Source organism: Pseudomonas sp. AP3_22 TE3818 (assembly GCF_053628995.1).
The window spans coordinates 4768049-4794139 of the sequence record NZ_JBRJHL010000001.1 but is presented as its reverse complement, the minus strand read 5'-3'; the positions used below and the strand labels follow the sequence as shown (position 1 = coordinate 4794139).

24 protein-coding genes are annotated in these 26091 nt (G+C 61.9%); 19 read left to right on the top strand and 5 right to left on the bottom strand.

Annotated features, from left to right (window positions below):
• Positions 1-9: 9 nt before the first annotated feature.
• The 14 genes from cobO (at position 10) to AB7M25_RS21765 (ending at position 11620) form a co-directional block, all read left to right on the top strand.
• Positions 10-621 carry a cob(I)yrinic acid a,c-diamide adenosyltransferase gene (gene cobO / locus AB7M25_RS21830; protein ID WP_007984541.1) on the top strand — a complete coding sequence of 204 codons (612 nt, stop codon included), beginning with the start codon at positions 10-12 and terminating at the stop codon, positions 619-621.
• Positions 618-2000 (top strand): cobyrinate a,c-diamide synthase, encoded by a 1383-nt coding sequence (locus AB7M25_RS21825; RefSeq protein WP_429560621.1) that lies wholly within the window; start codon positions 618-620, stop codon positions 1998-2000. Before cobO ends, AB7M25_RS21825 begins: the two co-directional genes overlap by 4 nt.
• Positions 1997-2647, top strand: coding sequence for a 5,6-dimethylbenzimidazole synthase (gene bluB, locus AB7M25_RS21820; RefSeq protein ID WP_454237991.1), 651 nt, complete (start codon positions 1997-1999; stop codon positions 2645-2647). Before AB7M25_RS21825 ends, bluB begins: the two co-directional genes overlap by 4 nt.
• Positions 2644-3552 carry an adenosylcobinamide-phosphate synthase CbiB gene (gene cbiB / locus AB7M25_RS21815; RefSeq protein WP_102701785.1) on the top strand — a complete coding sequence of 303 codons (909 nt, stop codon included), beginning with the start codon at positions 2644-2646 and terminating at the stop codon, positions 3550-3552. Before bluB ends, cbiB begins: the two co-directional genes overlap by 4 nt.
• A complete protein-coding gene (gene cobD, locus AB7M25_RS21810) occupies positions 3545-4537 on the top strand; it encodes a threonine-phosphate decarboxylase CobD (protein WP_429385878.1) in 993 nt (330 codons plus the stop codon). Before cbiB ends, cobD begins: the two co-directional genes overlap by 8 nt.
• Positions 4534-5985: a cobyric acid synthase gene (locus tag AB7M25_RS21805; RefSeq protein ID WP_454237990.1), complete on the top strand. Its 1452-nt coding sequence runs from the start codon at positions 4534-4536 to the stop codon at positions 5983-5985. Before cobD ends, AB7M25_RS21805 begins: the two co-directional genes overlap by 4 nt.
• A 149-nt stretch (positions 5986-6134) precedes the next feature.
• The gene (gene cobU / locus AB7M25_RS21800) at positions 6135-6656 is read left to right on the top strand and encodes a bifunctional adenosylcobinamide kinase/adenosylcobinamide-phosphate guanylyltransferase (RefSeq protein WP_429385880.1); all 522 of its coding nucleotides are present in this window, start codon (positions 6135-6137) and stop codon (positions 6654-6656) included.
• Positions 6653-7708, top strand: a complete 1056-nt coding sequence (gene cobT / locus AB7M25_RS21795) for a nicotinate-nucleotide--dimethylbenzimidazole phosphoribosyltransferase (RefSeq protein ID WP_454237989.1) — start codon at positions 6653-6655, stop codon at positions 7706-7708. The genes cobU and cobT overlap by 4 nt, the downstream gene beginning before the upstream one ends.
• Positions 7705-8280: an alpha-ribazole phosphatase family protein gene (gene cobC / locus AB7M25_RS21790; RefSeq protein ID WP_429385884.1), complete on the top strand. Its 576-nt coding sequence runs from the start codon at positions 7705-7707 to the stop codon at positions 8278-8280. The genes cobT and cobC overlap by 4 nt, the downstream gene beginning before the upstream one ends.
• Before the next feature lie 2 nt (positions 8281-8282).
• Entirely contained in the window at positions 8283-9014 is a 732-nt protein-coding gene (locus AB7M25_RS21785) for an adenosylcobinamide-GDP ribazoletransferase (protein ID WP_429385886.1), read from the top strand.
• A gap of 200 nt (positions 9015-9214) precedes the next feature.
• Positions 9215-9619: a MarR family winged helix-turn-helix transcriptional regulator gene (locus AB7M25_RS21780; RefSeq protein WP_046037619.1), complete on the top strand. Its 405-nt coding sequence runs from the start codon at positions 9215-9217 to the stop codon at positions 9617-9619.
• Between the two features lie 52 nt (positions 9620-9671).
• The gene (locus tag AB7M25_RS21775) at positions 9672-10880 is read left to right on the top strand and encodes an MFS transporter (RefSeq protein ID WP_429385889.1); all 1209 of its coding nucleotides are present in this window, start codon (positions 9672-9674) and stop codon (positions 10878-10880) included.
• Positions 10877-10999 (top strand): hypothetical protein, encoded by a 123-nt coding sequence (locus AB7M25_RS21770; protein ID WP_007977581.1) that lies wholly within the window; start codon positions 10877-10879, stop codon positions 10997-10999. The genes AB7M25_RS21775 and AB7M25_RS21770 overlap by 4 nt, the downstream gene beginning before the upstream one ends.
• A gap of 54 nt (positions 11000-11053) precedes the next feature.
• The gene (locus AB7M25_RS21765; protein WP_429385891.1) at positions 11054-11620 is read left to right on the top strand and encodes a glutathione peroxidase; all 567 of its coding nucleotides are present in this window, start codon (positions 11054-11056) and stop codon (positions 11618-11620) included.
• A 180-nt stretch (positions 11621-11800) separates the two neighbouring features.
• Here the strand turns inward: AB7M25_RS21765 and AB7M25_RS21760 are convergent, their stop codons facing one another.
• The 3 genes from AB7M25_RS21760 to AB7M25_RS21750 form a co-directional block, all read right to left on the bottom strand.
• Positions 11801-13072 (bottom strand): OmpP1/FadL family transporter, encoded by a 1272-nt coding sequence (locus tag AB7M25_RS21760; protein WP_429385893.1) that lies wholly within the window; start codon positions 13070-13072, stop codon positions 11801-11803.
• A gap of 146 nt (positions 13073-13218) precedes the next feature.
• Complete coding sequence (locus AB7M25_RS21755; RefSeq protein WP_429385895.1) at positions 13219-13701, bottom strand: hypothetical protein; 483 nt, start codon at positions 13699-13701, stop codon at positions 13219-13221.
• A gap of 277 nt (positions 13702-13978) precedes the next feature.
• Entirely contained in the window at positions 13979-14203 is a 225-nt protein-coding gene (locus tag AB7M25_RS21750; RefSeq protein WP_007898912.1) for a hypothetical protein, read from the bottom strand.
• 1005 nt (positions 14204-15208) lie between these two features.
• On the opposite strand from AB7M25_RS21750, the gene AB7M25_RS21745 reads away from it, so the two are divergent.
• Positions 15209-15532 (top strand): SEL1-like repeat protein, encoded by a 324-nt coding sequence (locus AB7M25_RS21745; RefSeq protein ID WP_015096151.1) that lies wholly within the window; start codon positions 15209-15211, stop codon positions 15530-15532.
• Positions 15533-15707: 175 nt separating this feature from the next.
• A complete protein-coding gene (gene rmuC / locus AB7M25_RS21740) occupies positions 15708-17072 on the top strand; it encodes a DNA recombination protein RmuC (protein ID WP_429385912.1) in 1365 nt (454 codons plus the stop codon).
• 147 nt (positions 17073-17219) lie between these two features.
• Here rmuC and AB7M25_RS21735 read toward each other — a convergent pair whose 3' ends face one another.
• Complete coding sequence (locus AB7M25_RS21735) at positions 17220-20690, bottom strand: hybrid sensor histidine kinase/response regulator (RefSeq protein WP_429516805.1); 3471 nt, start codon at positions 20688-20690, stop codon at positions 17220-17222.
• A 230-nt stretch (positions 20691-20920) separates the two neighbouring features.
• Complete coding sequence (locus AB7M25_RS21730) at positions 20921-21457, bottom strand: TetR/AcrR family transcriptional regulator (protein ID WP_429516804.1); 537 nt, start codon at positions 21455-21457, stop codon at positions 20921-20923.
• A gap of 114 nt (positions 21458-21571) precedes the next feature.
• On the opposite strand from AB7M25_RS21730, the gene AB7M25_RS21725 reads away from it, so the two are divergent.
• The 3 genes from AB7M25_RS21725 (at position 21572) to AB7M25_RS21715 (ending at position 25990) form a co-directional block, all read left to right on the top strand.
• The gene (locus tag AB7M25_RS21725; protein WP_429516802.1) at positions 21572-22762 is read left to right on the top strand and encodes an MFS transporter; all 1191 of its coding nucleotides are present in this window, start codon (positions 21572-21574) and stop codon (positions 22760-22762) included.
• A 105-nt stretch (positions 22763-22867) separates the two neighbouring features.
• Positions 22868-24019 (top strand): TDT family transporter, encoded by a 1152-nt coding sequence (locus AB7M25_RS21720; protein WP_429385904.1) that lies wholly within the window; start codon positions 22868-22870, stop codon positions 24017-24019.
• Positions 24020-24115: 96 nt separating this feature from the next.
• Entirely contained in the window at positions 24116-25990 is a 1875-nt protein-coding gene (locus AB7M25_RS21715; RefSeq protein ID WP_429385906.1) for an MFS transporter, read from the top strand.
• The last annotated feature ends 101 nt before the right edge of the window (positions 25991-26091 follow it).

Sequence of the window (26091 nt, the reverse complement as noted above, 5' to 3'; positions counted from 1 at the left end):
AGCTCCCCCATGACTGATACCCCCGATCGTGACGAACGCCACCTGGCGCGCATGCAGCGCAAAAAAGCCGTGATCGACGAGCGCATCGCCAATTCCCCGAACGAGTGTGGTCTGTTGCTGGTGCTGACCGGCAACGGTAAGGGCAAGAGCAGTTCGGCCTTCGGCATGCTCGCCCGCGCCATGGGGCACGGCATGCAATGCGGCGTGGTGCAGTTCATCAAGGGCCGCAACAGTACCGGCGAAGAGCTGTTCTTCCGGCGCTTTCCCGAGCAGGTGCGATTTCATGTGATGGGCGAAGGGTTTACCTGGGAAACCCAGGACCGTCAGCGCGACATCGCTGCCGCCGAAGCGGCGTGGGCGGTGTCCCGGGAACTGCTGCGCGATCCGTCCATCGGCCTGGTGGTGCTGGATGAGCTGAACATCGCCCTCAAGCACGGCTACCTCGATCTTGATCAGGTGCTCAGCGACTTGCAGGCCCGGCCGCCGATGCAACACGTGGTGGTCACCGGGCGTGCCGCCAAGCCGGAAATGATCGAGATGGCCGACACGGTCACCGAAATGGGCATGATCAAGCACGCCTTTCAGGCCGGGATCAAAGCGCAGAAAGGCGTCGAGCTGTGAACCAGCCACGTCATTGCCCGGCGGTACTGATTGCCGCGCCGGCCTCCGGCCAGGGCAAGACCACCGTCACCGCGGCGCTGGCCCGGTTGCATCGCAATCAGGGGCGCAAGGTCCGTGTGTTCAAGTGCGGCCCCGACTTTCTCGATCCGATGATCCTCGAGCGTGCCAGCGGTGCACCGGTGTATCAACTGGACATGTGGATGGTCGGCGAGCAGGAGAGTCGCCGGTTACTGTGGGAAGCCGCCGCTGAAGCCGACCTGATCCTGATCGAAGGCGTCATGGGGCTGTTCGACGGTACGCCGTCGAGCGCCGATCTGGCGCGGCATTTCGGTGTGCCGGTACTGGGGGTGATCGACGGCACCGCCATGGCCCAGACCTTCGGCGCACTGGCCCTGGGGCTGGCGCGTTATCAGTCGGACTTGCCGTTCGCCGGCGTGCTGGCCAACCGCGTCGGTACACTGCGCCACGCGCAACTGCTCGAGGGCAGCCTGACTGAAGGATTGCGCTGGTACGGCGCGCTGTCCCGGGAAACAGGGATTGAACTGCCGAGCCGACACCTGGGGCTGGTTCAAGCCAGTGAGCTGAATGATCTCGACCTGCGCCTCGATGCCGCGGCCGATGCCCTGGCCAGCAGTTGCGAGGTCGCGCTGCCCCCGTCAGTCGAGTTCGCCGCCCCCGATGTCATCGTCGCCGAACCGCTGCTGGCCGGTGTGCGCATTGCTGTGGCCCGTGATGAAGCCTTTGCGTTCACCTACGGTGCGAGCCTGGATTTGCTGCGGGCGATGGGCGCCGAGCTGTCGTTTTTCTCGCCGATCCGCGACCGCCAATTGCCGGAGGCGGACAGCCTGTATCTGCCGGGCGGTTACCCGGAGCTGCACCATGTCGCGCTGGCGCAAAACACGGCGATGCTCGAGGCGATCCGCGCCCACCACCGGGCGGGCAAACCCTTGCTCGCCGAGTGTGGCGGCATGCTGTATCTGCTCGACTCCCTGACCGATGTCGAGGGCACTCGCGCCGAACTGGCGGGCCTGCTGGCCGGTGATGCGGTCATGCAAAAGCGTCTGGCGGCGCTGGCGTTGCAAGCGGTGGAGCTGCCGGAAGGTTCGCTGCGCGGGCACACCTATCACCATTCGCTGACCAGCACTGAACTGGTGCCGATTGCCCGGGGCGTGAGCCCGAATGGCGGGCGCGGAGCGGAGGCGGTTTACCGTGACGGGCGGATGACCGCCTCCTACGTGCACTTTTATTTTCCGTCCAATCCCTCGGCAATTGCCGCGCTGTTTGCGCCGGACCTTGAAGCCGCCATCGCTGGCAAGCCAGCTCCTACAATGGATCACCTAACCCCTGTAGGAGCTGGCTTGCCAGCGAAGAGGCCATGACCGACAACGCATTCACCGAAGCCGAACGCGCAGCGGTCTACCGCGCCATCGGCGAGCGCCGCGACATGCGCCACTTCAGCGGCGGCACCGTCGAGCCCGAGTTGCTCCAGCGCCTGCTCGAAGCTGCACATCAGGCGCCCAGCGTCGGCCTGATGCAGCCCTGGCGCTTCATCCGCATCAGTGATCGCGCCTTGCGCGGGCAAATCCAGGGGCTCGTGGAAGAGGAGCGCATCCGCACCGCCGAAGCCCTCGGCGAGCGCAGCGACGAGTTCATGAAGCTCAAGGTGGAAGGCATCAACGATTGCGCCGAAGTACTGGTCGCCGCACTGATGGACGACCGCGAGCAACATATCTTCGGCCGCCGCACCTTGCCGGAAATGGACATGGCCTCGCTGTCCTGTGCCATCCAGAACCTGTGGCTCGCGTCCCGCGCCGAAGGGCTGGGGATGGGCTGGGTGTCGCTGTTCGAACCCAAGGCACTGGCGGACCTGCTGAGGCTGCCGCCGGGAGCCAAACCGCTGGCGGTGTTGTGCCTGGGGCCGGTAAAAGCGTTCTACCCGGCGCCGATGCTGGTGCTCGAAGGCTGGGCGCAGGCGCGTCCGCTGCATGAATTGCTGTATGAGAACTATTGGGGAGTGAGTCAATGAGTGTGGCGTTGTTGAGTGTCGCCGCGGTTGCGCTGGATGCGCTACTGGGCGAACCCAAACGCTGGCATCCGCTGGTGGCGTTCGGCCGTTTTGCCGATCGCATCGAACAACGTTTCAACGGCGGCGGTCGCGGCTGGCGCAGCCATGGCGTCACCGCGTGGGTGATCGCCGTACTGCCGCTGGTGCTGTTGGTCACGGCATTCTCCTGGGCGCCGTACGTTGGCTGGATCGTCGAGATTCTCGCGCTCTATTGCGCCCTCGGCATGCGCAGCCTCGGTGAACACGTCACGCCGGTGGCCAAGGCTTTGCGCGGCGATGATCTTGATGAAGCGCGCAAGCGTGTGAGTTATCTGGTCAGCCGAAAAACCAGTGACCTGGATAAAACCGAAGTCGCCCGTGCCGCCACCGAGTCGGTGCTGGAAAACGGCAGCGACGCGGTGTTCGCCGCGTTGTTCTGGTTTGCCGTGGCCGGTGCGCCGGGCGTGGTGCTCTATCGCCTGAGCAATACGCTGGATGCGATGTGGGGCTATCGCAATGAGCGCTTCGAACGGTTCGGCTGGGCGGCGGCGAAGATCGACGACGTGCTCAATTACATTCCAGCGCGTCTGGTGGCACTGACTTACGCGCTGCTGGGCAAAACCCGGCTGGCGTTGAAATGCTGGCGCACCCAGGGCCCTACCTGGGACAGTCCGAACGCCGGCCCGGTGATGGCGGCAGGGGCGGGTGCCCTTGGCGTCGAATTGGGCGGAGCGGCGATTTATCACGGCGAACTGCACCAGCGTCCGCAACTGGGCGAAGGCGTGCCCGCGGATGCCGACTCCATTGACCGGGGCTGGCAACTGGTCCAGCGCGGGGTATGGTTATGGCTGCTGATTCTCTGCCTGGGGGCTGAATTTTATGCTTGAACACGGTGGACGATTGCGCAAGGCGGCGCTCGAATACGGCATAGATGAAGCCGACTGGCTGGACCTGTCGACGGGCCTTGCGCCCTGGCCGTTCCCGGTGCCGGATATTCCGCTGCGGGCCTGGGCCCGTTTGCCGGAGGCGGACGATGGTCTGGAACAGGCCGCCTGTGATTACTACGGCACCTTGCAGGCATTGCCGGTGGCCGGTTCGCAAATGGCGATCCAGTTGCTGCCGCGATTGCGTCGGGCGGGCAAGGTCGGCGTGCTGTCGCCGTGCTACGCCGAGCACGCCGAAGCGTGGCGTCGCAACGGCTACATCGTGCGGGAAGTGCTGGAGCAGGAAGTCGACTTCTTTATCGACAGCATCGACGTGCTGGTGGTGGTCAATCCGAATAACCCCACGGGCCTGAGCCTCACCCCCAGTCGACTGCTCGACTGGCACACGCGACTGGCCCAGCGCGGTGGCTGGCTGGTGGTGGACGAAGCGTTCATGGATAACACGCCGCAACTGAGCCTGGCACCGTTTGCCCATCAAGTCGGGCTGATCGTCTTGCGCTCCTTCGGCAAGTTTTTCGGCTTGGCCGGCGTGCGTCTGGGGTTTGTGCTGGCCGAGCGCAAGTTGCTCAAGTTGTTGGCTGAACAAGTGGGGCCCTGGGCCGTGAGCGGGGCAACCCGGGTAGTGGGGCAGGCCTGCCTGCGCGATACCGAGGGGCAAACGCGGCAACGGCTGCGCACCGAAGAGGCCAGCGAGCGCCTGGCGTCTTTGCTGCAGCAACACGGCTTTGAGCCCCAGGGCGGCTGTGCGCTGTTCCAGTGGCTGATCACCGAGCGCGCCGAAGCACTGCATGAGTTCATGGCCCGGCGCGGCATTCTCCTGCGGTTGTTCGCGCACAACAGCAGCCTGCGATTCGGCCTGCCCGGTGACGAAGCCGCCTGGGGGCGGCTGGCGCAGGCATTCGAAGATTTCGCCAAGGAAAACCAATGACCACGCTGATGGTGCAGGGCACCACGTCGGATGCCGGTAAAAGCACGCTGGTGACTGCGTTGTGCCGTTGGGCCACGCGTCAGGGCATTAGGGTAGTGCCGTTCAAGCCGCAGAACATGGCACTCAACAGTGCGGTGACCGCCGACGGCGGCGAGATTGGTCGTGCCCAGGCGGTTCAGGCCCAGGCCGCACACCTCGAACCGCACACCGACATGAATCCGGTATTGCTCAAGCCCAACAGTGACACCGGTGCCCAGGTGATCATCCATGGCCGCGCCGTCACGAGCATGAACGCCGTCGCCTATCACGACTACAAAAGCATCGCCATGCAAGCGGTGCTGGCCTCCCACGAGCGCTTGAGCGCGGCGTATCCGCTGGTGATGGTCGAAGGTGCAGGCTCTCCGGCGGAAATCAATTTGCGTGCTGGCGACATCGCCAACATGGGCTTCGCCGAAGCGGTGGATTGTCCGGTGTTGCTGATTGCCGATATCAATCGCGGCGGGGTTTTCGCCCATCTGGTGGGCACCCTCGAACTGCTGTCGCCGAGCGAACAGGCGCGGGTCAAAGGTTTCATCATCAATCGTTTTCGCGGTGACATCGCGTTGTTGCAACCCGGTCTCGACTGGCTTGAAGAGCGCACCGGCAAACCGGTGATGGGTGTGCTGCCGTACGTGATGGACCTGCACCTGGAGGCCGAGGACGGCATCGATCAACGCCAGACCGATAAAGCCGAGCGGGTGCTGAAAGTCGTGGTGCCGGTGCTGCCGCGCATCAGCAATCACACCGATTTCGATCCGCTGCGCCTGCATCCGCAGGTGGACCTGCAATTCATCGGGCCCGGCCAGGCGGTTCCGCCCGCCGACCTGATCATTCTTCCCGGTTCGAAAAGTGTCCGCAGCGACCTCGCGTACCTGCGGGCCAACGGCTGGGAAACCGCGATTGCCCGGCATCTGCGATACGGCGGAAAACTGCTGGGGATCTGTGGCGGCCTGCAGATGCTCGGTGAGCAGGTGCATGACCCTCTGGGCCTCGAGGGGGCGCCGGGTTCCAGTGCCGGTTTGGGGTTGCTGGCGTTCCAGACCCGGCTCGAACAAGAGAAACAGCTGCGCAATGTCTGCGGTCGCCTGGCGCTGGAAGATGCGCCGGTATCAGGCTATGAAATTCATGCTGGCGTGACCACCGGAGCGGCCCTGGAAAATGCCGCCGTGCATCTGGATGACGGCCGCTGTGATGGTGCGCAAAGTGCGGATGGACAGATTTTCGGCACCTACCTGCACGGGCTGTTCGAATCGCCGGCGGCGTGCAGTGCGCTGTTGCGTTGGGCCGGTCTGGAGGAGGTGCAGGACGTGGATTACCACGGCTTGCGCGAGCGCGATATCGAGCGGCTGGCGGATCTGGTGGAGAAGCATCTGGATACCGGGCTGTTGCGGCAGCTCTGTGGGATTTGAGGCGTCTGTGCTGGCCTCATCGCGGGCAAGCCCGCTCCCACAGGGGATTGCAACCAGACACAAATCCCGGGAACGCCCAATAACCTTGTAGGAGCGGGCTTGCCCGCGATGAGGTCAGTCGCCTCAGCGAAAATTTCAAGGAAACAACCATGCTCCAACTGATCCTCGGCGGCGCCCGCTCCGGCAAGAGTCGCCTGGCTGAAAAACTCGCCACCGACAGCGCCCTGGCCGTGACCTACATCGCCACCAGCCAGCCACTGGATGGCGAAATGAGCGAGCGGGTGGCCCATCACCGTGCCCGTCGTCCTGCCGAATGGGCACTGATTGAAGAACCTCTGGAACTGGCCCGGGTACTGCGTGAAAGCGCCCGTGCCGACCACTGCCTGCTGGTGGATTGCCTGACCCTGTGGCTGACCAATCTGCTGATGCTCGACGATGCCGGGCGCCTGGCTGCCGAGCGTGATGCCCTGCTGGACTGCCTGGCATCGTTGCCGGGGGAAATCATTTTTGTCAGCAACGAGACCGGAATGGGTGTCGTGCCGCTGGGCGAATTGACTCGCCGCTATGTCGATGAAGCCGGTTGGCTGCATCAAGCTCTGGCTGAGCGCTGTCAGCGTGTCGTCCTGACCGTCGCCGGCCTGCCCCTGACTCTGAAAGGAACTGCGTTATGACTCAATCCTGGTGGCTGAACCCGTGCAGGCCGGTCGATACCCAAGCGCTCGAACAGGCCCGGGCGCGGCAACAGCAACTGACCAAGCCGGCCGGCTCCCTCGGTCAGCTGGAATCGGTGGCGGTGCAGCTGGCGGGGTTGCAGGGGCGGGTCAAGCCGAGTCTGGAGCAGGTGTGGATCGCGATATTTGCCGGCGACCATGGTGTCGTCGCCGAGGGCGTGTCGGCCTATCCTCAGGAAGTCACCGGGCAGATGCTGCTCAACTTCGTCAGCGGTGGTGCGGCGATCAGTGTACTGGCGCGACAACTGGGCGCTTCCCTTGAGGTGGTGGACCTTGGCACGGTGACGCCGTCGCTGAACCTGCCCGGTGTGCGTCACCTGAACGTCGGCCCGGGCACGGCCAATTTCGTACAGGGGCCGGCCATGACCGAAGCCCAGGGGCAACTTGCTTTGCAGGCCGGTCGTGACAGCGTGCAGCGGGCGATGGCCAGCGGTGCGCAGTTGTTCATCGGTGGCGAAATGGGCATTGGCAACACCACCGCCGCCAGCGCGCTGGCCTGTGCCTTGCTCGATTGCCCGGTGGGCCATTTGACTGGGCCTGGCACCGGGCTCAACGCCGAAGGTGTCAGCCACAAAGCCCGGGTGATCGAGCGTGCCCTGGCATTGCATGGCGCACAGCGTGAGGATGCCTTGCAGACCCTGTTCAACCTTGGTGGCTTCGAGATTGCCGCGCTGGTCGGTGCCTATCTCGCCTGTGCTCAAGAAGGTGTCGCGGTGCTGGTGGACGGCTTCATCTGCAGTGTCGCTGCGCTGGTCGCGGTGCGCTTGAATCCTGAATGCCGGCAGTGGCTGTTGTTCGGTCATCGCGGCGCCGAGCCGGGACACCGTCATGTGCTGGACACCCTGAGTGCGCAACCCTTGCTCGATCTTGGTCTGCGGCTTGGTGAAGGCAGTGGCGCGGCATTGGCTGTGCCGCTGTTGCGTCTGGCGTGCGACCTGCACGGGCAGATGGCGACCTTCGCCGAAGCCGCCGTGGCAGATCGTCCGGCATGACCCTGCGCGTGGATCTGTTGCGTCACGGTGAAACCGAATTTGGCGGTGGCCTGCGCGGCAGCATCGATGATGCCTTGACCGACACGGGCTGGGCGCAGATGCGCGCCGCCGTGGTCGGGCAGGGGCCATGGGATCGGTTGGTCAGTTCGCCGTTGCAGCGTTGTGCGCGGTTTGCCGAGGAGCTCGGGGCTCAACTGGGTGTGCCGGTGCAATTGGATAAAGACCTGCAAGAGTTGCATTTCGGCGCCTGGGAAGGGCAAAGCGCGGCAGCGTTGATGGAAACCGACGCGCAGGCGCTGGGTTTGTTCTGGGCCGATCCTTACTCGTTCACGCCGCCTCAGGGCGAGCCGGTTGCAGACTTTTCGACACGGGTGCTGGCAGCGCTGGAGCGTTTGCACGCGACCTGTGCCGGTGAGCGCATTCTGCTGATCAGCCACGGCGGGGTGATGCGCCTGTTGCTGGCACAGGCTCGCAGGCTGCCGCGAGAGCAACTGCTCAACGTTGAGGTTGGGCATGGCGCAGTGTTTTCACTGAGGATGGAGTCCGCTGGTTTGTTGAAGGAAGTGCTCTGACCATGTTGCCATTCTGGATCGCCCTGCAATTTCTCAGCAGCCTGCCGATTCGCCTGCCGGGCATGCCTGAGCCTGGGGAGCTGGGGCGGTCACTGCTGTTTTATCCGCTGGTGGGATTGCTCTTTGGCGTGATTTTGTGGGCAGTGAGCTGGCTGTTGCAGGGTGCGCCAGCGTTGTTGCACGCGGCGTTGTTGCTGAGCGTTTGGGTGCTGCTCAGCGGCGGGTTGCATCTCGATGGCCTGGCGGACAGCGCCGATGCCTGGCTCGGCGGTTTTGGCGACCGTGAACGTACGCTGACCATCATGAAAGACCCGCGCAGCGGACCGATCGCCGTGGTGACGCTGGTGCTGGTGTTGTTGCTCAAGTTCACTGCGCTGCTGGCGCTGATCGGGCAATCGAATTCGCTGGCCTTGATCATCGTGCCGTTGATCGGTCGCAGCGCCTTGCTCGGCTTGTTCCTGACCACACCCTATGTGCGTGCCGGTGGCCTGGGGCAGGCCTTGGCCGATCATCTTCCGCGTTCGGCGGGCAGGCAGGTGTTGGCGGTCAGTGCACTGGCCTGTGTGTTGATTGCCGGTTTGAGTGGTGTGGTGGCGGTGGTGTTGGCGGTTCTCGGGTTTGTCTGGTTGCGGCAGGTGATGTTGCGGCGGCTCGGTGGAACGACGGGGGACACGGCGGGGGCAATGCTGGAGTTGCTGGAAGTTGCAGTGCTGGTAGGCTTGGCGCTGTTCTGATGGGGTTGTATTGAATGTTCTGGCCCCTGCGCGGGCAAGCCCGCTCCCACAGGGTTTCTGTTTTGTTGACAAAATGGTGGGCACACCGAAAATCTCTGTGGGAGCGGGCTTGCCCGCGATGGCGGTCTGCCAGGCGCCGCTCAATCATTGAAGAAACCATGTAACTTGATTTAACACGCTCGCGGGTATATACACGCACCATGCTCGATTCCCAATGTTTATGCATCAACCTGCGTCGCGCCGCCCGTGGCGTCAGCAGGCATTACGACGGCGCTCTCGACGGCTTCGGGATCAACGTTGCGCAGTATTCTTTGCTGTGTAATCTGCAGCGTCTGGATCAGCCGAGCATTTCAACCCTGGCCGAGGCCATGGGCCTGGATCGCAGTACCTTGGGGCGTAATTTGCGGGTGCTGGAGGGTGACGGCCTGGTGACGCTGGTCGAGGGCGAGGACATGCGCAACCGCATCGTCCTGCTGACCGAGGCCGGTGCAGAGCGTCTCAAGGCTGCCTTGCCGGCCTGGGAAGCCGCGCAGCAGCGCTTGATCGATCGCCTGGGGGCCGAGAAGCGCGAAACCTTATTGAAGCTGCTGGACGAACTGGCGTGATGCCGGTTTTTCCGAACATAAGCGGGTATATACCCGCTACCGGAGAACAACAATGACATCGATGTGGCGTACGTGCGGTTGGGTTCTGTTGGGGAGTGCGCTGATCCTTGCGTTGTCTCTGGGGGTTCGACATGGCTTCGGGCTGTTTCTGGCGCCGATGAGTGCCGAGTTCGGCTGGGGGCGTGAAGTCTTTGCCTTCGCCATCGCCTTGCAGAACCTGATCTGGGGCCTCGCCCAGCCATTCACCGGCGCGCTGGCCGACCGCTTGGGCGCGGCGAAAGTGGTGCTGGTCGGTGGCGTCCTGTACGCGGCCGGGCTGATTTGCATGGGGCTCTCCGACTCGGCAGTGACCCTGTCCCTGAGCGCCGGCCTGCTGATCGGCCTCGGGCTGTCCGGCACGTCGTTCTCGGTGATCCTGGGGGTGGTCGGTCGCGCAGTACCGCCGGAAAAGCGCAGCATGGGCATGGGGATCGCCAGTGCTGCCGGCTCGTTCGGCCAGTTCGCGATGTTGCCCGGCACGCTCGGTTTGATCGGGTGGCTTGGCTGGTCCGCGGCGTTGCTCGCGCTCGGCTTGCTGGTAGCGCTGATCGTACCGCTGGTGAGCATGCTCAAGGACAAGCCGTTGCCGGTCCTGGGCCACGAACAAACCCTTGGCGAAGCACTGCGCGAAGCCTGCTCGCATTCCGGATTCTGGTTGCTGGCGTTCGGTTTTTTTGTCTGCGGATTCCAGGTGGTGTTCATCGGTGTGCACTTGCCGGCCTATCTGGTGGACCAGCACCTTCCGGCGACGGTCGGTACCACGGTGCTGGCGCTGATCGGCCTGTTCAACATTTTCGGCACCTATACCGCCGGGTGGCTCGGCGGGCGCATGTCCAAGCCGCGTTTGCTCACCGGTTTGTATTTGCTGCGGGCGGTGGTCATTGCGTTGTTCCTGTGGGCACCGGTGACCACCACCACGGCCTACCTGTTCGGCATGGCCATGGGCTTCCTGTGGCTGTCGACGGTGCCGTTGACCAACGGTACGGTGGCGACCTTGTTCGGCGTGCGAAACCTGTCCATGCTCGGCGGGATTGTTTTCCTGTTTCACCAGCTCGGTTCGTTCCTGGGCGGCTGGCTGGGCGGGGTGGTGTATGACCGAACCGGGAGTTATGACTTGATCTGGCAAGTGGCAATTCTCTTGAGCCTGTTGGCCGCCGCCCTCAACTGGCCGGTGCGTGAACGGCCGGTGGCGCGCCTGCAAACACAGATGAGTGCGACATGAACAGCCTTTGGCCACGGATCGCTGTAGCCGCCGTCTGCGCCTTGTTGCTGGCGTTGTCGTGGTGGGGCTGGCATCAGGGCGGGCTGGCGCTGATGCAGTTGGGCATGGGTGCTTGCTAGTGAGCGGCGAGGGCGAGTAACGTCGCTTTTGACGAATCATCAAGGATGCTCGAGATGCTCAAGCGCTGGTGTGCTGTTCCCGCGTTGCTGATGGCGTTGTCCGGGCTGGCTTGGGCTGCTGACTGCCCGGAGGTGCTGCAGGGCTCGCTGCCGAAGTTGCGGGCCAAGGAGTCCATCGACCTGTGCCAGCGTTACGCCGACAAACCGCTGGTGGTGGTCAACACCGCCAGTTTCTGCGGCTTCGCGCCGCAGTTCGAGGGCCTTGAGGCACTCAATCAGCGCTACAAGGCGCAAGGGCTGGAAATACTCGGCGTGCCGTCGAACGACTTCAAGCAGGAGTCCAAAGACAGCGCCGAGACTGCGAAAGTCTGCTATGCCAACTACGGCGTGACCTTCACCATGACTGAACCACAAAGGGTTCGTGGCGACGATGCGACGCACTTGTTCAAAGTGCTCGCCCGTCAAACCAGTGCGCCAAAGTGGAATTTCTACAAGTATGTGGTGGATCGCCAGGGCAAGGTGATCGCCAGTTTCTCCAGCCTGACCAAGCCGGATGATCCCGAGTTCATCGCCGCGGTAGAAAAAGCCCTGGTTTCGCCACCGCTGGCCTCCGCTCCCTGACCTGTAGGAGCGAGCTTGCTCGCGAAAATCTCAAGGCGCTTCGTTCATCCAGTAAGCACGCGTCATCGTTCGCGTCCATCGCGAGCAGGCTCGCTCCTACAAATGAAAAGCCCCGCCTCTGTGAAGAGAGCGGGGCTTTTTTGAATCTGATGGCGAGCGGTTCAGGATCGCCGGGAATCATCAGAAGCGGTAGGTTGCACCGAGACCGAAACCGTTCGCGTAGTTTTCATACTTGGCGTTGTAGCTCTGGCCACGGTCGTTGCTGTTGTTGACCTTGACCGACTCTTCGCGCAGGTACGAATACGCCAGGTCGATGGTCAGGTCGTCGGTTGGACTCCAGCCGGCGCCCACGCTGAAAATCTTGCGATCGCCCGTCGGGATGCGCGGAGAGCGGTCGACGTTGTTGGTCGGTGCCTGGTCAACGGACAGACCGGTACGCAGTACCCATTGCTTGTTCAACTGATAGGACGCACCGATGGCGTGAGCCCAGGTGTCGTGCCAGTTCTGTTCTTCTGTGATGGTGCCGAACTGACCGTTCAGGACGGCTGGAACACCTGTGTTTTCAACGGTGATTTCTTTCAGGCGGCTCCAGCGGGTCCAGGTGCTGCCTGCGTACAGAGTCCACTTGTCGTCGAGCTGGTGAGTGACCGAGAAGTCCACCGATTCAGGTGTGGTCAGGTCCAGCGAAGCGTCGTATTTCTGGTTAGGGTTCTGGCCGATCAAGCCCAGCACGTTGTAGTTGACCTTGGTGTTGCCCTCAAGCTTGTACTTCACTTTCGAGTGGTAGGTCAGGCCGACACGCGTGCTGTCGGTGGCTTGAACCAGCACGCCGATGTTGTAGCCCAGCGCAGTATCGTCACCTTCGATCTTGACCTTGCCGTCTGGCGCGGCCTGGGTGATCGACAGGTTCGATTCCAGGGTGCCGTCGATGCGGTTGATGGTCGGGCCGAAACCGATGGAGACCTTGTCGTTGAAGGCGTAGCTGACAGTCGGTTGCAGGGTGACGATTTTAACTTCGCTCTTGCTGCCGAAGTAACGACCGGCAAAGCCGTTTTCGTAGTCGGTTACCAGGCCGAACGGTGCGTACACGCCGATACCGAATGCCCAGTGGTCGTCGATTGGTTTGACGTAGTAACCCATCGGCACGCCCATGAAAGGGACCATGTCACCTTTGTTGGTACCGCCGTTCGGGCGGGAGCTGGCGTCACTGATGTCAGTGTGCGCGTCGATGAATGCAACACCGCCGGTCACTTGTTCGCGCTTGATGCGGGACATGCCGGCAGGGTTGCCAGCAATGGTTGATGCGTCGTCGGCAGCAGAAGATCGCCCGGCAAAACCTGTTCCCATCCCGCTGATGCTTTGTTCGTTGAGGGCAAAGCCACTTGCAAAGAGCTGGGTGGATGCCATGGCAACGGCGAGACTAAGGGTGGTTTTGAGCATTACTTTTTTCATTATTAGAACTCCTGGTGATCACCGGGGCGAAAATTACCAACATTTTCGTCCCGGCGCCATAGGCTGTATGCCTTGATTTAGAGCGGTTTTGTAGGACAATCAGACCAAAATCGCGACTTGTTGCGCGATGTTTGGATCCAGAAGAGTCAGCAGGCTTCCTGATTCAGGGGTGAAACACAGGTTTGCCAGGCGCTGGTGAAATCACGCAGCCGCCCCTGGGGATGAAATGTCTGGCGCCAGATCCTGGCCATGCCCAATAGATCATCAGGGGAGGGGAGGGGAGTATTCTGTTCCTCCACCAGCAGCCAGGCGATGGCTGTGGCGTAACGCAGGTTGACGGTCAATTCGAGGTGCGGGCCGCTCAGAAACGCATGCTGGCTGGCCAGGCCGCGGACCAGGCTTGCTCGCTCCGGATCAAGGGCCAGGTAATGGTCCCAAAGGGCCTGGTGGCGGGGCTCGGCAATGCGGTACAGGCCGTGCCCACGGCGGTCATGCAGGGCGGAACCAAGGGCTGACTGGCTGGCGGCAATGCCCAGCAGCAGGGATTCGGCAGTAGCGCTATGGCGTCCGAGGTAGATCAATGTCGGACGAATCACATAGCGGCACAGTTCGCTGGCAGCGATACCCATAAAACCCTCGAAACCTGAATTGGACGGCGATACCTGAAGGGGGGGCTTGGCAGCTGTGAATCGGCTCAGGCTCGCCGCAAGCGGGTCAAGCCGCTTGAGTTGAAGTGTAGTGTCATATTCGCGCTGTAAAGGACTGTTTTTACAATATTTCCAGCGACCAGTTATAACCCTTATATCGGATCGTGCTTAGTCGTGGTTCGAGGACAGGGAAACATCGGGCAATAAAAAGCCCTGCTTTTCGGGCAGGGCTTTCGGGTTTTTCAGCCTTTCTGGCGTTTCAGGCAACCAGGGCCTGACGGGTACGCTCGATCACGGCCTGCAGCGGCTCGGCGCTGGAGTATTGATCGGGGTACAGGCGTTCGCTGTGACGAGCGATGCCGTGTTCGTTGACCAGGGTGAAGCTGAAGCAGCCTTTGCGAGCGGCCATGATCAGGCAGTTCATTGGTGCAAAAGCGTTGGTTAGGGTGCGAATGGCATCCTGAGTGTGGATTTGAGTAGACATTATTGGGTGTTCCTACAAATGACACGGATAAGAACCGTGCAACGTTAAAACGTTCCAGTAACGTCGATCACCATTGATCGAACGAAGAACCCGACTGGAACAAAGCAGCCAGTTTGAAGCGCTGATAAGTGGGCGCGCTTGGGCTGGCAGGTAGGTACTTAGGAGGGCAGGCAACACATCGAGGGCAAAGGTTCTGGGCCCGGGGTGAAGATCCTGATCAATTTGCAGGTTGGTTCGAGCAGAGTAGGCAGGCGGAGCAACACCCTTTGTTTTCGATTCAAAGGTCGTGTCGGCGCAAGATTTACCTGGAAACCATCGAGGTGGTCGATCCCGCTTGTTCGGTGGAGGCTTCCGTGGGGAAGGCTGACCGGGGGGATTTGTTCGACCAGAATTGACTTTCAGCTTGGTACTAACGCCGCGGATACTAACGGATTGAACTGGATAAGGGAAGTGTGTTAGCAAAAAGAATTTCCCGGCGGGGCTTGATCGGGCTGTTTTACCTTGCAGATCAGCGTATGAAGCGGCGCTGCCTCCGATGGATAGGCCCCTAGCAGAACAAAATCCGACCATCGGTCATCGACGTTGATAGCAACGCAGCCGTCTAAAAACCGGGTTTGCCAGGGCTTATCCCCAGCCATGACCAAAAAACGCGCCGAAAAAGTGCATTGATATAACCGTCGCAAAGGCACTTGTGCACATTAGTTGCAGAGTCTGTCACTCCGCTGTCATCTCACGTTCAAGCGTAATGGCTGCCTGTAACCAAAATTTAAGTCAATGAAAAACATCGCTTTTTTTTACTGGTGAAAAAATCGTCAGTTTGACTGCGAACCCCATTCCACAGGGCTTTGAGCGGGTTCAAGGACGGTTGTCCACTGAGTTATCCACAGCTTCTGTGGATTGTCCCGAGCGCTTGCTCTAGGACGGGCGTGCCGGGACATTTTCAGCTTTACCTGTAAGAAAAAGAGAGTAAAGTTGCGCGCCTTCCGATCTGCCCCACAGTGCTTTATGAAGTTTCGCTCAGCCCCTGTTTCCTCTACCTCCACACCACCCTCTGTTGCCCCTACCAAGCGCTTTTCCATGCGCGTGGCAGAGTGGCTGTTGGACAGTCCGCACCTGGGCGAAAACCCTAACGTCAAACACATCGCCGGACGTCTGCTCAAGCAACCGGCCCGTGAGGGCGTGGTGGCTGCGCAAAGTCGCCTTGGCCAGTTGATGTGCCGCGAATGCGGGAATGCCCGGGACCGCCGCATCGGTCAGGACCTGTTGCGCCAGGCCGCTCGGGCAGGCGATCGCCGCGCTCAACAGGAACTGGGGCTGATCGAAGACTGAGCTGTCCAAGACCGGACGCCTTGGTTAACCTTCAGGCTTTACCCGAATGGCAGGAGTGGCTATGGCAATGGACTTGACCAGCGTATTGCTGGGACTGGCAGCGGCAGGGTTGCCGTTGCTGGTATTGGCCTGGCAACTTCAGCGCCGGGCCAGTACCACGCAGGCAGACGTTGCACTGCTGCAGGAACGCCTGGCCATGGCGCAACTGGCACAGGACGGCTTGAATGCACAACTCGAGTCCAGCCGCGATGAAATCGCTGATCTGACCCAGGCCAACTCCGCCAAACAGGCTGATCTGGCTGCACTGCGTCGTGAAGTCGAACTGCTGCAGATCGAGCGCGACGACGCCCGGGACGCCGCCCATGCGTGGAATATCGAGCGCGCCGGCAAAGACGCCGAACTGCGCCGTCTGGATGCCCAGGCCGCGTCGCTCAACGCCGAATTGCGCGAGCAGCAGGACAGCCATCAGCAACGCCTGAACGACCTGCAAGGTTCGCGGGACGAATTGCGCGCGCAGTTTGCCGAGCTGGCGGGGAAGATTTTCGATGAGCGCGAGCAGCGTTTTGCCGAAACCAGCCAGCAGCGCCTGGGGCAGTTGCTCGATCCGCTCAAGGAGCGCATCCAGTCCTTCGAAAAGCGTGTCGAGGAAAGCTATCAGAACGAGGCCCGTGAGCGTTTCTCCCTGGCCAAGGAGCTGGAGCGCCTGCAACAGCTGAATTTGCGCTTGAGCGACGAAGCCACCAACCTGACCCGCGCCTTGAAAGGGCAGAAGACCCAAGGCAATTGGGGCGAACTGATCCTTGAGCGCGTGCTCGAGCATGCAGGGCTGGAGAAGGGGCGCGAGTACCAGACCCAGGTCAATCTCAAGGGACCGGACGGCGAACGCTTCCAGCCGGACGTGATCATTTACCTGCCGGGGGACAAGCAGGTGGTGGTCGACTCCAAGGTCAGCCTGACGGCCTATCAGCAATACGTCGCGGCTGAAGACGAGGCCATCGGCCAGATCGCCATCAAGCAGCACGTACTTTCATTGCGCAATCACGTCAAAGGCCTGGCCGGCAAGGATTACAAGCGCCTCGATGGCTTGCACAGCCTGGACTTCGTGTTGCTCTTCGTGCCGATCGAGGCGGCGTTTTCTGCCGCGTTGCAAGCTGAGCCGACGCTGTTTCAGGAGGCATTCGATCGCAACATCGTGATCGTCAGCCCCACCACGTTATTGGCGACCCTGCGTGTCATCGACAGCCTGTGGAAACAGGAGCGCCAGAGCCAGAACGCCCGGGAAATCGCCGAGCGGGCCGGGTGGCTGTACGACAAGTTCGTGCTGTTCATCCAGGATCTGGACGAGGTCGGCAATCGCCTGCAGCAACTGGACAAGGCCTACAGTTCGGCACGCAACAAGCTGACAGAGGGGCGTGGCAACCTGGTCAGCCGCAGTGAACAGCTCAAGCTGCTGGGGGCACGGGCGAGCAAGAGCCTGCCAGCGGATTTGCTGGAGCGGGCGATGACCGATGTCGACGGGTTGGTCGAGTTGCCGGAGTAGCCCCCGGCCGAGCACGGATCCTGTGGCGAGGGGGCTTGCCCCCGTTGGGCCGCGCAGCGGCCCCCATACCATTTGGATTGTCTGACGACTGCTACGCAGCCGAACGGGGGCAAGCCCCCTCGCCACAGGAGGCTGTGTTAAACCTCGCTACAACGGCAAATACCGACTCAACAACGCCCGCAACGCCGCCGGTTTCACCGGTTTGGCCAGGTAATCCAGCCCTGCTGCATGCACCTTGTCGACCGTCTCCGGCCGGCCATCGGCGCTGATCACCACACCAGGAACCGGCTCGCCCATTTGCGTGCGCAGCCAGGCCATCAGATCGGTACCGGTTTCGCCATGATCGAGGTGGTAATCCACCAGCGCCAATTGCGGGCGCATGCCTTCGCCCAGCAGCGTTGCGCATTCCTCGCGATTGCGTGCGGTCCAGACCTGGCAACCCCAGCGGCTGAGCAAGCTGTTCATGCCGATCAGGATGCTGTCCTCGTTATCGATGCACAGCACCTGCGCGCCATTGAGCAATTTGCCATTGAGCTCGGCGACTTTGACCGGCGCTACGGTTTGCGCCGGGGCCAGCGGCACGCTGACGCTGAACACGCTGCCGCGTCCCGGCCAGGAGCGCACGCGCAAGGTATGACCGAGCACGCGACATAGCCCGTCGGCAATGGCCAACCCCAGGCCGAGGCCTTTTTCGGCCCGTGTCTGGTGGCTGTCGAGGCGCTTGAACTCTTCGAAAATCACCTGTTGTTTATCTTCCGGAATACCCGGCCCACGGTCCCACACTTCCAGGCTCAATGCTTCCTTGTGCCGGCGAACGCCCAGCAGTACCGGCCCTTTGCCGTAGCGAAACGCATTGGTCAGGAAGTTCTGCAAAATTCGCCGCAGCAGCTTGATGTCGCTGTCGACCCGCAGCGTGCTGCCGCGAACGCGGAACTCCAGACCTTGTTCCTGCGCCAGCACCTTGAACTCTGTACCGAGGGTATCGAACAGTTCGTTGAGCGCGAACGGCTGGCGATTCGGGTTGATCTTGCCGTTCTCCAGGCGGGAGATGTCCAGCAGGTCGCTGATCAGGTCCTCGGCCGAGCGCAGCGAGCTGTCCAGGTGCCCGACCAGTTTCTGTGCTTCGCCGGAGAGTCCATCGTTCTGATGGGAGAGGGCGGCGGAGAACAGCCGTGCCGCATTCAGCGGTTGCATCAAGTCATGGCTGACGGCCGCGAGGAAACGGGTCTTGGACTGGTTGGCCGCCTCGGCGGTGCCCTTGGCTTCGGTCAGGGCGACGTTGAGCTGCGACAATTCGTGGGTCCGTTCGGTGACCCGTTGCTCCAGGCCTTCGTTGGCTTCGGTCAGCGCCTGCTCGGCTTCGCGGAACGCGGTGATGTCGGTGAAACTCATGACGAAGCCGCCGCCCGGCATCGGGTTGCCGATCAGCTCGATGACCCGGCCATTGGGGAACAGGCGCTCGGAGGTATGCGCGCGGCCCTGGCGCATCCAGTGCAGGCGACGCGCGACGTGAACTTCGGCTTCGCCGGGGCCGCACAGGCCGCGCTCGGCATTGTGGCGAATGATGTCGGCGATCGGCCGACCGACACTGATCAAGCCGTCCGGGTAGTTGAACAACTCCAGGTAGCGACGGTTCCAGGCCACCAGTTTCAGCGACTGGTCGACCACGCTGATGCCCTGGGTGATGTTCTCGATGGCGCCTTGCAGCAAGGCGCGGTTGAATTGCAGCACCTCCGAGGCTTCGTCGGCGATGCGCACGACGTCTTCCAGTTGCATCTCCCGGCCTTCAATGGCGGCTTTTACCACCGCGCGGGTTGAAGAGGCACCCAGCACACCGGCCAGCAGGCGTTCAGTGTGGGCGATCCATTCACCGTCCGCGTTCTGGTTCGGGTTGAAGCCTTTGCCCTGGCGATAGGCAAAGCGGATGAAGCTCTGACGGGCGCGCTCTTCGCCGACGAAGCGCGCCGCCAGTTGCAGCAGGTCGTCGATCTGCACCGCCAGCATCGAGCGTGCGCTGGGGCGGGCACTGATTTCCTGGCCGATGAAGCGGCCCGCCTGCCAGTGCTCGGAAACCCGGGTGCGCGACAGCACCGAGACCCAGGCGAACAGCGTGAAATTGCCAGCCAGCGACAGCACCACGCCCTGGGTCAGCGGGGTGATCGGCAGGTTCAGTGGGTTGCTGTGCAACCAGGCCAGCCCCGGGAATGTGCTCAAGGAAAGGCCGAGGCTGAGGGCGGCGATCGGCAGGATCAGGGTGTAGAACCACAGGAAGGTGCCTGCGGCGAGGCCGGCGAAAACGCCGCGGCGGTTGGCCTGTTTCCAGTACAGCGCACCGAGCATGGCGGGGGCCAGTTGGGTCACGGCGGCGAAGGCGATCTGGCCGATGGTCGCCAGGCTGGCGGTCGAACCCAGCAGGCGGTAACTGACGTAGGCCAGCAGCAGAATGACCACGATGCTGACGCGGCGCACCGACAACATCCACTGGCGGAACACTTCGAACGGGCGCTCGGCGTTGTTGCGACGCAGCAGCCAGGGCAACAGCATGTCGTTGGACACCATGGTCGACAGCGCCACGCTGGCCACGATTACCATGCCGGTGGCCGCCGATGCGCCACCAATAAACGCCAGCAGGGCCAGCGCCGGATGCGCCTGCGCCAGGGGCAGGCTGATGACGAACGAGTCCGGCAACACCGAGCTGGGCAGCAGCATCTGGCCGGCCAGGGCGATCGGCACGACAAACAAGGCAGCGAGGGCGAGGTAGGCCGGGAATACCCACTTGGCCAGGCGCAGATCCTGGGGATCGATGTTCTCGACAACGGTCACGTGGAACTGCCGCGGCAAGCAAATGATCGCCATCATTGCCACACCGGTCTGCACCACCATCGATGGCCAGTTGATGGTTTCCTTCCAGTACTGTTCGAGACGCGGCGCCAGCATGGCCTGGTCGAACAGGTCGTCGAAACCGTCGTACAGGCCGTAGGTCACGAACGCGCCGACGGCAAGAAACGCGAACAGCTTGACCAGTGATTCGAAGGCAATTGCCAGCACCATGCCACGGTGGTGCTCCGTGGCGTCGAGGTTGCGGGTACCGAAGACGATGGTGAACAGCGCCAGCACCAGCGACACGATCAGTGCCGTGTCCTGGGCCCGGGTGCCCATGGCGTCGGCGCCGGCGCCGATCAGCAGGTTCACGCCGAGCACAATGCCTTTGAGCTGCAGCGCGATGTAGGGCAACACGCCGACCAGGCAAATCAGCGCCACCACCACCGCCAGCGACTGGGATTTGCCATAGCGCGCGGCGATGAAGTCGGCGATCGAGGTGATGTTCTCCTGTTTGCTGATCATCACCATTTTCTGCAGGACCCACGGCGCGCCGACCAGCAACAGGATCGGCCCGAGGTAGATCGGCAGGAACGACCAGAGCTGTTCGGCGGCCTGGCCCACGGCGCCGAAGAACGTCCAACTGGTGCAATAGACCGCCAGCGACAGGCTGTACACCCAGGCGCGCACACGCGGCGGCAAGGGCGCGCTGCGACGGTCGCCATAGAAGGCGATGGCGAACATGATGGCCATATAGGCCAGGGCGACGGCGGCAATCAGCCCGGTGGACAGCGACATGGGGACTCCAGACAAAAGACTCCCGGGCCTCACACCCGGACAGACAGTCTCGCACGACCGCCAGTGTTAGTCAGTGTCGACCAAGGTCGTGGCGTGGCGGGGTGTCGCAGGGGGATTTGCAGTGTCTGGGTGGGCCTCTTCGCGAGCAAGCCCGCTCCCACATTACGACCACGTTCAACCAGGAAAAACGCGATCACCTGTGGGAGCGGGCTTGCTCGCGAATAGCGGTATTACGCAGTCAACGCAATCTCGATCAACCGATGCAGCTCTTCAACCTCCAGCGCGGCCTCGGAAAATAGAATGCGGAAAACGATGGGGGCGGCGATCAGGTTGATCAGCCGATCGACACCCGGCACGGGCTCGTCGGGAAAACGGTCGAGGATTGTCTGCAACTGCCCGCCAATAATCGTCGCGCAGTAACTTGGCTTGAGCGCCGCCTGTACGTCGCGCAGCATGTTGCGGCCAGGTTCGGAGCTCATTTCGTCCAGGTACTGTTCCGCCCAGGCTCGAATATCGCCGCGCAGGCTGCCGGTGTGGGTGGGGTCGTTGTCGGGCTGCATACGGGCGAGGGCGACGTCGGCCAGCAGCGCCGACAAATCACCCCAGCGACGATAGATGGTCGAGGGTGTAACGCCTGCGCGCGCAGCAATTTGCGGCACGGTCAGGCTGGCGCGGTCCTGCTCCTCGAGGAGTTGACGCACGGCTGTATGAATCGACTCTTGTACCCGCGCGCTGCGTCCGCCCGGGCGTAAGGTGGGAGCTGTCATCCTGGGGTTCCTGTAAAAGCCATGCCTCGGACCTTAACACAAAGAATTTGCTTTAAGAGAGATCCGGTAGCACACTCCGCAAAAGCAAAAAGTTAGCTTTTGTGGAGCGCGCCCATGTCCAGTTCTCATTCAAACCGTGCCAGCCTGTGGTTTCTTGCCGTTACCTTGCTCAGTTTCCTCGCGGCCTCCACGGCGCCGACGCCGCTGTATCACCTGTATCAGGAGCAGATGCAGTTTTCGGCCGCGACCCTGACCCTGATTTTTGGCGTGTACGCCCTCAGCCTGTTGGTGGCGTTGCTGACCGTCGGCTCGCTGTCGGATTACCTGGGGCGCAAACCGGTGATTTTCACGGCGGTGGTGCTGAATATCCTGGCGATGTTGCTGTTTATTCACGCCGACAGCGTCACCTGGCTGATCAGTGCCCGAGTCCTGCAAGGTTTTGCCACCGGCATGGCGACCGCCGTGCTGGGTGCAACGCTACTGGATACCGACCGCGAACGGGGGCCGCTGGTCAATAGCGTTGCACCCTTGACCGGTATGGCCATTGGCGGGTTGGGCTGCGGTGTGTTGGCCGAGTTCGCCCCGGCGCCGTTGCACCTGACGTTCTGGCTGCTGCTGGCGTTGTTTGTGATGCAGGCGTTGTATGTTTGGCGCTTGCCGGAAAGCGTCTCGCGGCAGGCCGGGGTTTGGGCTTCATTGCGACCGACTCTGCATGTACCGCTGCAAGCGCGCTCGACTTTGTGGCGGGTGCTGCCGCTCAATACTGCCCTGTGGGCCCTCGGCGGTTTCTACGCTTCCCTGGCGCCTTCGTTGGTGCGCACGGCCACGGGCTCGACCTCGAACATGATCGGCGGGGCGACCGTTGCCGCCTTGACGTTGACCGGTGCGCTGATGATTTACAGCATGCGCAACCGACCCGCCGGCAAGTCATTGTTATTGGGCGCCAGCCTGATGCCAGCGGGTGTCGTGATGATTTTGCTGGGTGTGCACAGTGCCAGCCTGCCGCTGTTCTTCCTTGGCACCCTGGTCGCAGGCTGTGGTTTCGGCTCCGGTTTTCTTGGCACCTTGCGTAGTCTGGTGCCGCTGGCCTTGCCCCATGAGCGTGCCGGGCTGGTGTCGACGTATTACGCGCTCAGCTATCTCGCCTTCTGCCTGCCATCGCTGCTGGCCGGGAACCTGAGCCGAACCCTCGGTTTGGTGACGACCGTCGACGGTTATGGCGCGGTGTTGATACTCCTGGCCCTTGGCGCTTTGGCAGGTTTGATGCGCCCGCGTTCAGGCAGGGCATGCGAGGCCAGTTCCTGATTAAATATCTATGTAATAGATAACATATAGAGATATTACCCGTTATATAGATATTCGATCCGGATCTAAGATGGGCTCTACCTCACGAGAGGACAGGAGTTCGCCATGACATGCGCCAATAGCATCAAGCCGGGAAACAAACCGTTCAGCCACCTGCAGCACCCACGCGAAGTGATCCGCCAGTTCACGCCTAACTGGTTCGCGGCCACCATGGGTACCGGTGTGCTGGCGTTGGCACTGGCGCAATTGCCGGTCGCCATGCCCGCCTTGCACGCCTTTGCCGAAGCCCTGTGGCTGTTCAACATCGCGTTGTTCCTGCTGTTTACGGCGCTGTACGCCGCGCGTTGGCTGCTGTTTTTCGACGAAGCACGACGGATCTTCGGCCATTCCACGGTCTCGATGTTTTTCGGCACCATCCCGATGGGTCTGGCGACCATCATCAACGGTTTCCTGGTGTTCGGCCTGCCGCGGTGGGGCGAAGGTGTGATTCACCTCGCCGAGGTGCTGTGGTGGCTGGATGTGGCGATGTCGCTGGCCTGCGGCGTGCTGATTCCCTACATGATGTTCACGCGTCAGGAGCACAGCATCGACCAGATGACCGCTGTCTGGTTGTTGCCGGTGGTCGCGGCGGAAGTGGCAGCCGCCAGCGGTGGCCTGTTGGCGCCGCATTTGGCCGACGCTCACTCGCAACTGGTGATGCTGGTGACCAGCTACGTACTCTGGGCATTTTCCTTGCCAGTGGCCTTCAGCATCCTGACCATTCTGTTGCTGCGCATGGCCCTGCATAAACTGCCCCACGAAAACATGGCCGCCTCGAGCTGGCTGGCCCTTGGCCCGATCGGCACCGGCGCGTTGGGCATGCTGGTTCTGGGCGGCGATGCACCGCTGATTTTCGCGGCCAACGGTTTGCCGGGCGTCGGTGAGATTGCGGCGGGGCTGGGCCTGGTGGCGGGCATCACCCTGTGGGGCTTCGGCCTGTGGTGGATGCTGATGGCGCTGCTGATCACTGTGCGCTACCTGCGTGCCGGCATCCCCTTCAATCTGGGCTGGTGGGGCTTCACCTTCCCGTTGGGCGTCTATTCTCTGGCGACGTTGAAGCTGGCCAGTACCTTGAACCTGACGTTTTTCAGTGTGTTTGGCTGTGTGCTGGTGGCGTTGCTGGCGGTGATGTGGCTGATCGTCGGCAAGCGCACGGTACTGGGCGCCTGGCGTGGTGAACTGTTTGTCTCGCCGTGCATTGCCGGATTGAAGAAATAACCGGCAAAGATTAGGTAAGGTGTGGCCTGGATCGAGTTTCGATACTCCAATTACAGTATCCAGGCCACTCTCTACATAATCAGGGACACATGGAAGATGAGTCACCCCTCACAGTTCACCTTGTTGCGTACCCGGCGCTTCCTGCCGTTCTTCATTACCCAGTCGCTTGGGGCATTCAACGACAATGTGTTCAAGCAGTCGTTGATCCTGGCGATTTTGTACAAGCTGACCCTCGAGGGTGACCGCTCTGTCTGGGTCAACCTGTGTGCGCTGCTGTTTATCCTGCCGTTTTTCCTGTTTTCGGCCCTGGCCGGGCAATTCGGGGAAAAGTTCGCCAAGGATGCGTTGATCCGCCTGATCAAGCTTGGGGAAATCGCCATCATGGCGGTCGGCGCGGTCGGCTTTCTGTTCGATCACCTGTCGCTGATGCTGCTGGCGCTGTTCGCCATGGGCACCCATTCGGCGCTGTTCGGGCCGGTGAAGTACTCGATCCTGCCGCAGGCCCTGCGTGAGGATGAACTGGTCGGCGGCAACGGCCTGGTGGAGATGGGCACCTTCCTGGCGATCCTCGCCGGCACCATTGGCGCCGGGGTCATGATGTCTTCGGCGCATTACGCACCGGTGGTGTCCACGGCGATCATCGGCATTGCCGTACTCGGCTACCTGGCCAGCCGCAGCATTCCCCGGGCGGCGGCTGCCACGCCGCAAATGCGCCTGAACTGGAACATTTTCAGCCAGTCCTGGGCCACATTGAAACTGGGCCTGGGGCAAACACCGGCGGTGTCACGCTCGATTGTCGGCAACTCATGGTTCTGGTTTGTCGGGGCGATCTATCTGACGCAGATCCCGGCCTATGCCAAGGAATGGATGCACGGCGACGAAACCGTGGTGACGCTGATTCTGACGGTGTTCTCGGTCGGCATCGCTTTGGGTTCGATGCTGTGCGAGAAGCTCTCCGGGCGCAAAGTCGAGATTGGCCTGGTGCCCTTCGGATCGTTCGGCCTGACCGTCTTCGGGCTGCTGCTGTGGTGGCATTCCGGTGGAATTCCGGACAGCGCCGCCGGCCATGGCTGGATCGACATCCTCGGTTTCGGCCACACCTGGCTGGTGTTGCTCGACATCCTCGGCCTGGGCGTCTTCGGCGGTTTCTACATTGTGCCGCTGTACGCGCTGATCCAGTCGCGCACCGCGGAGAACGAGCGGGCGCGGGTGATTGCCGCCAACAACATCCTCAACGCGCTCTTCATGGTGATGTCGGCGATTGTCTCGATCGTCTTGCTGAGCGTGGCCAAGCTGTCGATCCCGCAGTTGTTCCTGGTCGTGTCGTTGCTGAATATCGGTGTCAACGCCTACATCTTCAGGATTGTCCCCGAGTTCACCATGCGTTTCATGATCTGGCTGCTCAGCCATTCCATGTATCGCGTCGAGCATCGCAATCTGGACCTGATCCCCGACGAAGGCGCGGCGCTGCTGGTGTGCAACCACGTGTCGTTCGTCGACGCCTTGCTGATTGGCGGCGCGGTACGTCGGCCGATTCGCTTTGTGATGTATTACAAAATCTACAACCTGCCGGTGCTGAACTTCATCTTCCGTACCGCAGGGACGATTCCGATTGCCGGGCGCCAGGAGGACATCCAGATATATGAGCAAGCCTTCACGCGCATTGCCCGGTATCTGAAGGACGGTGAGCTGGTGTGCATCTTCCCCGAAGGCAAATTGACCGCCGATGGCGAGATCAACGAGTTCAAGGGCGGCTTGACGCGGATTCTCGAGGAGACACCGGTGCCGGTGATTCCGTTGGCCTTGCAGGGGTTGTGGGGGAGTTTCTTCAGCCGCGATCCGAATAAAGGGCTGTTTCGCCGGTTGTGGTCGCGGGTGACGTTGGTGGCCGGGCCGGCGGTGGCGATTGAGGTGGCGCAGCCGGTGAGGTTGCAGGCGTTGGTGGGGGATTTGCGCGGGGCAGTTAGATAACAGTTGTAGTGCAGGCCCCATCGCGGGCAAGCCCGCTCCCACAATAATCGCAGGTGTACACAAAATGTGTGATTCACCTCCGGCCCTGTGGGAGCGGGCTT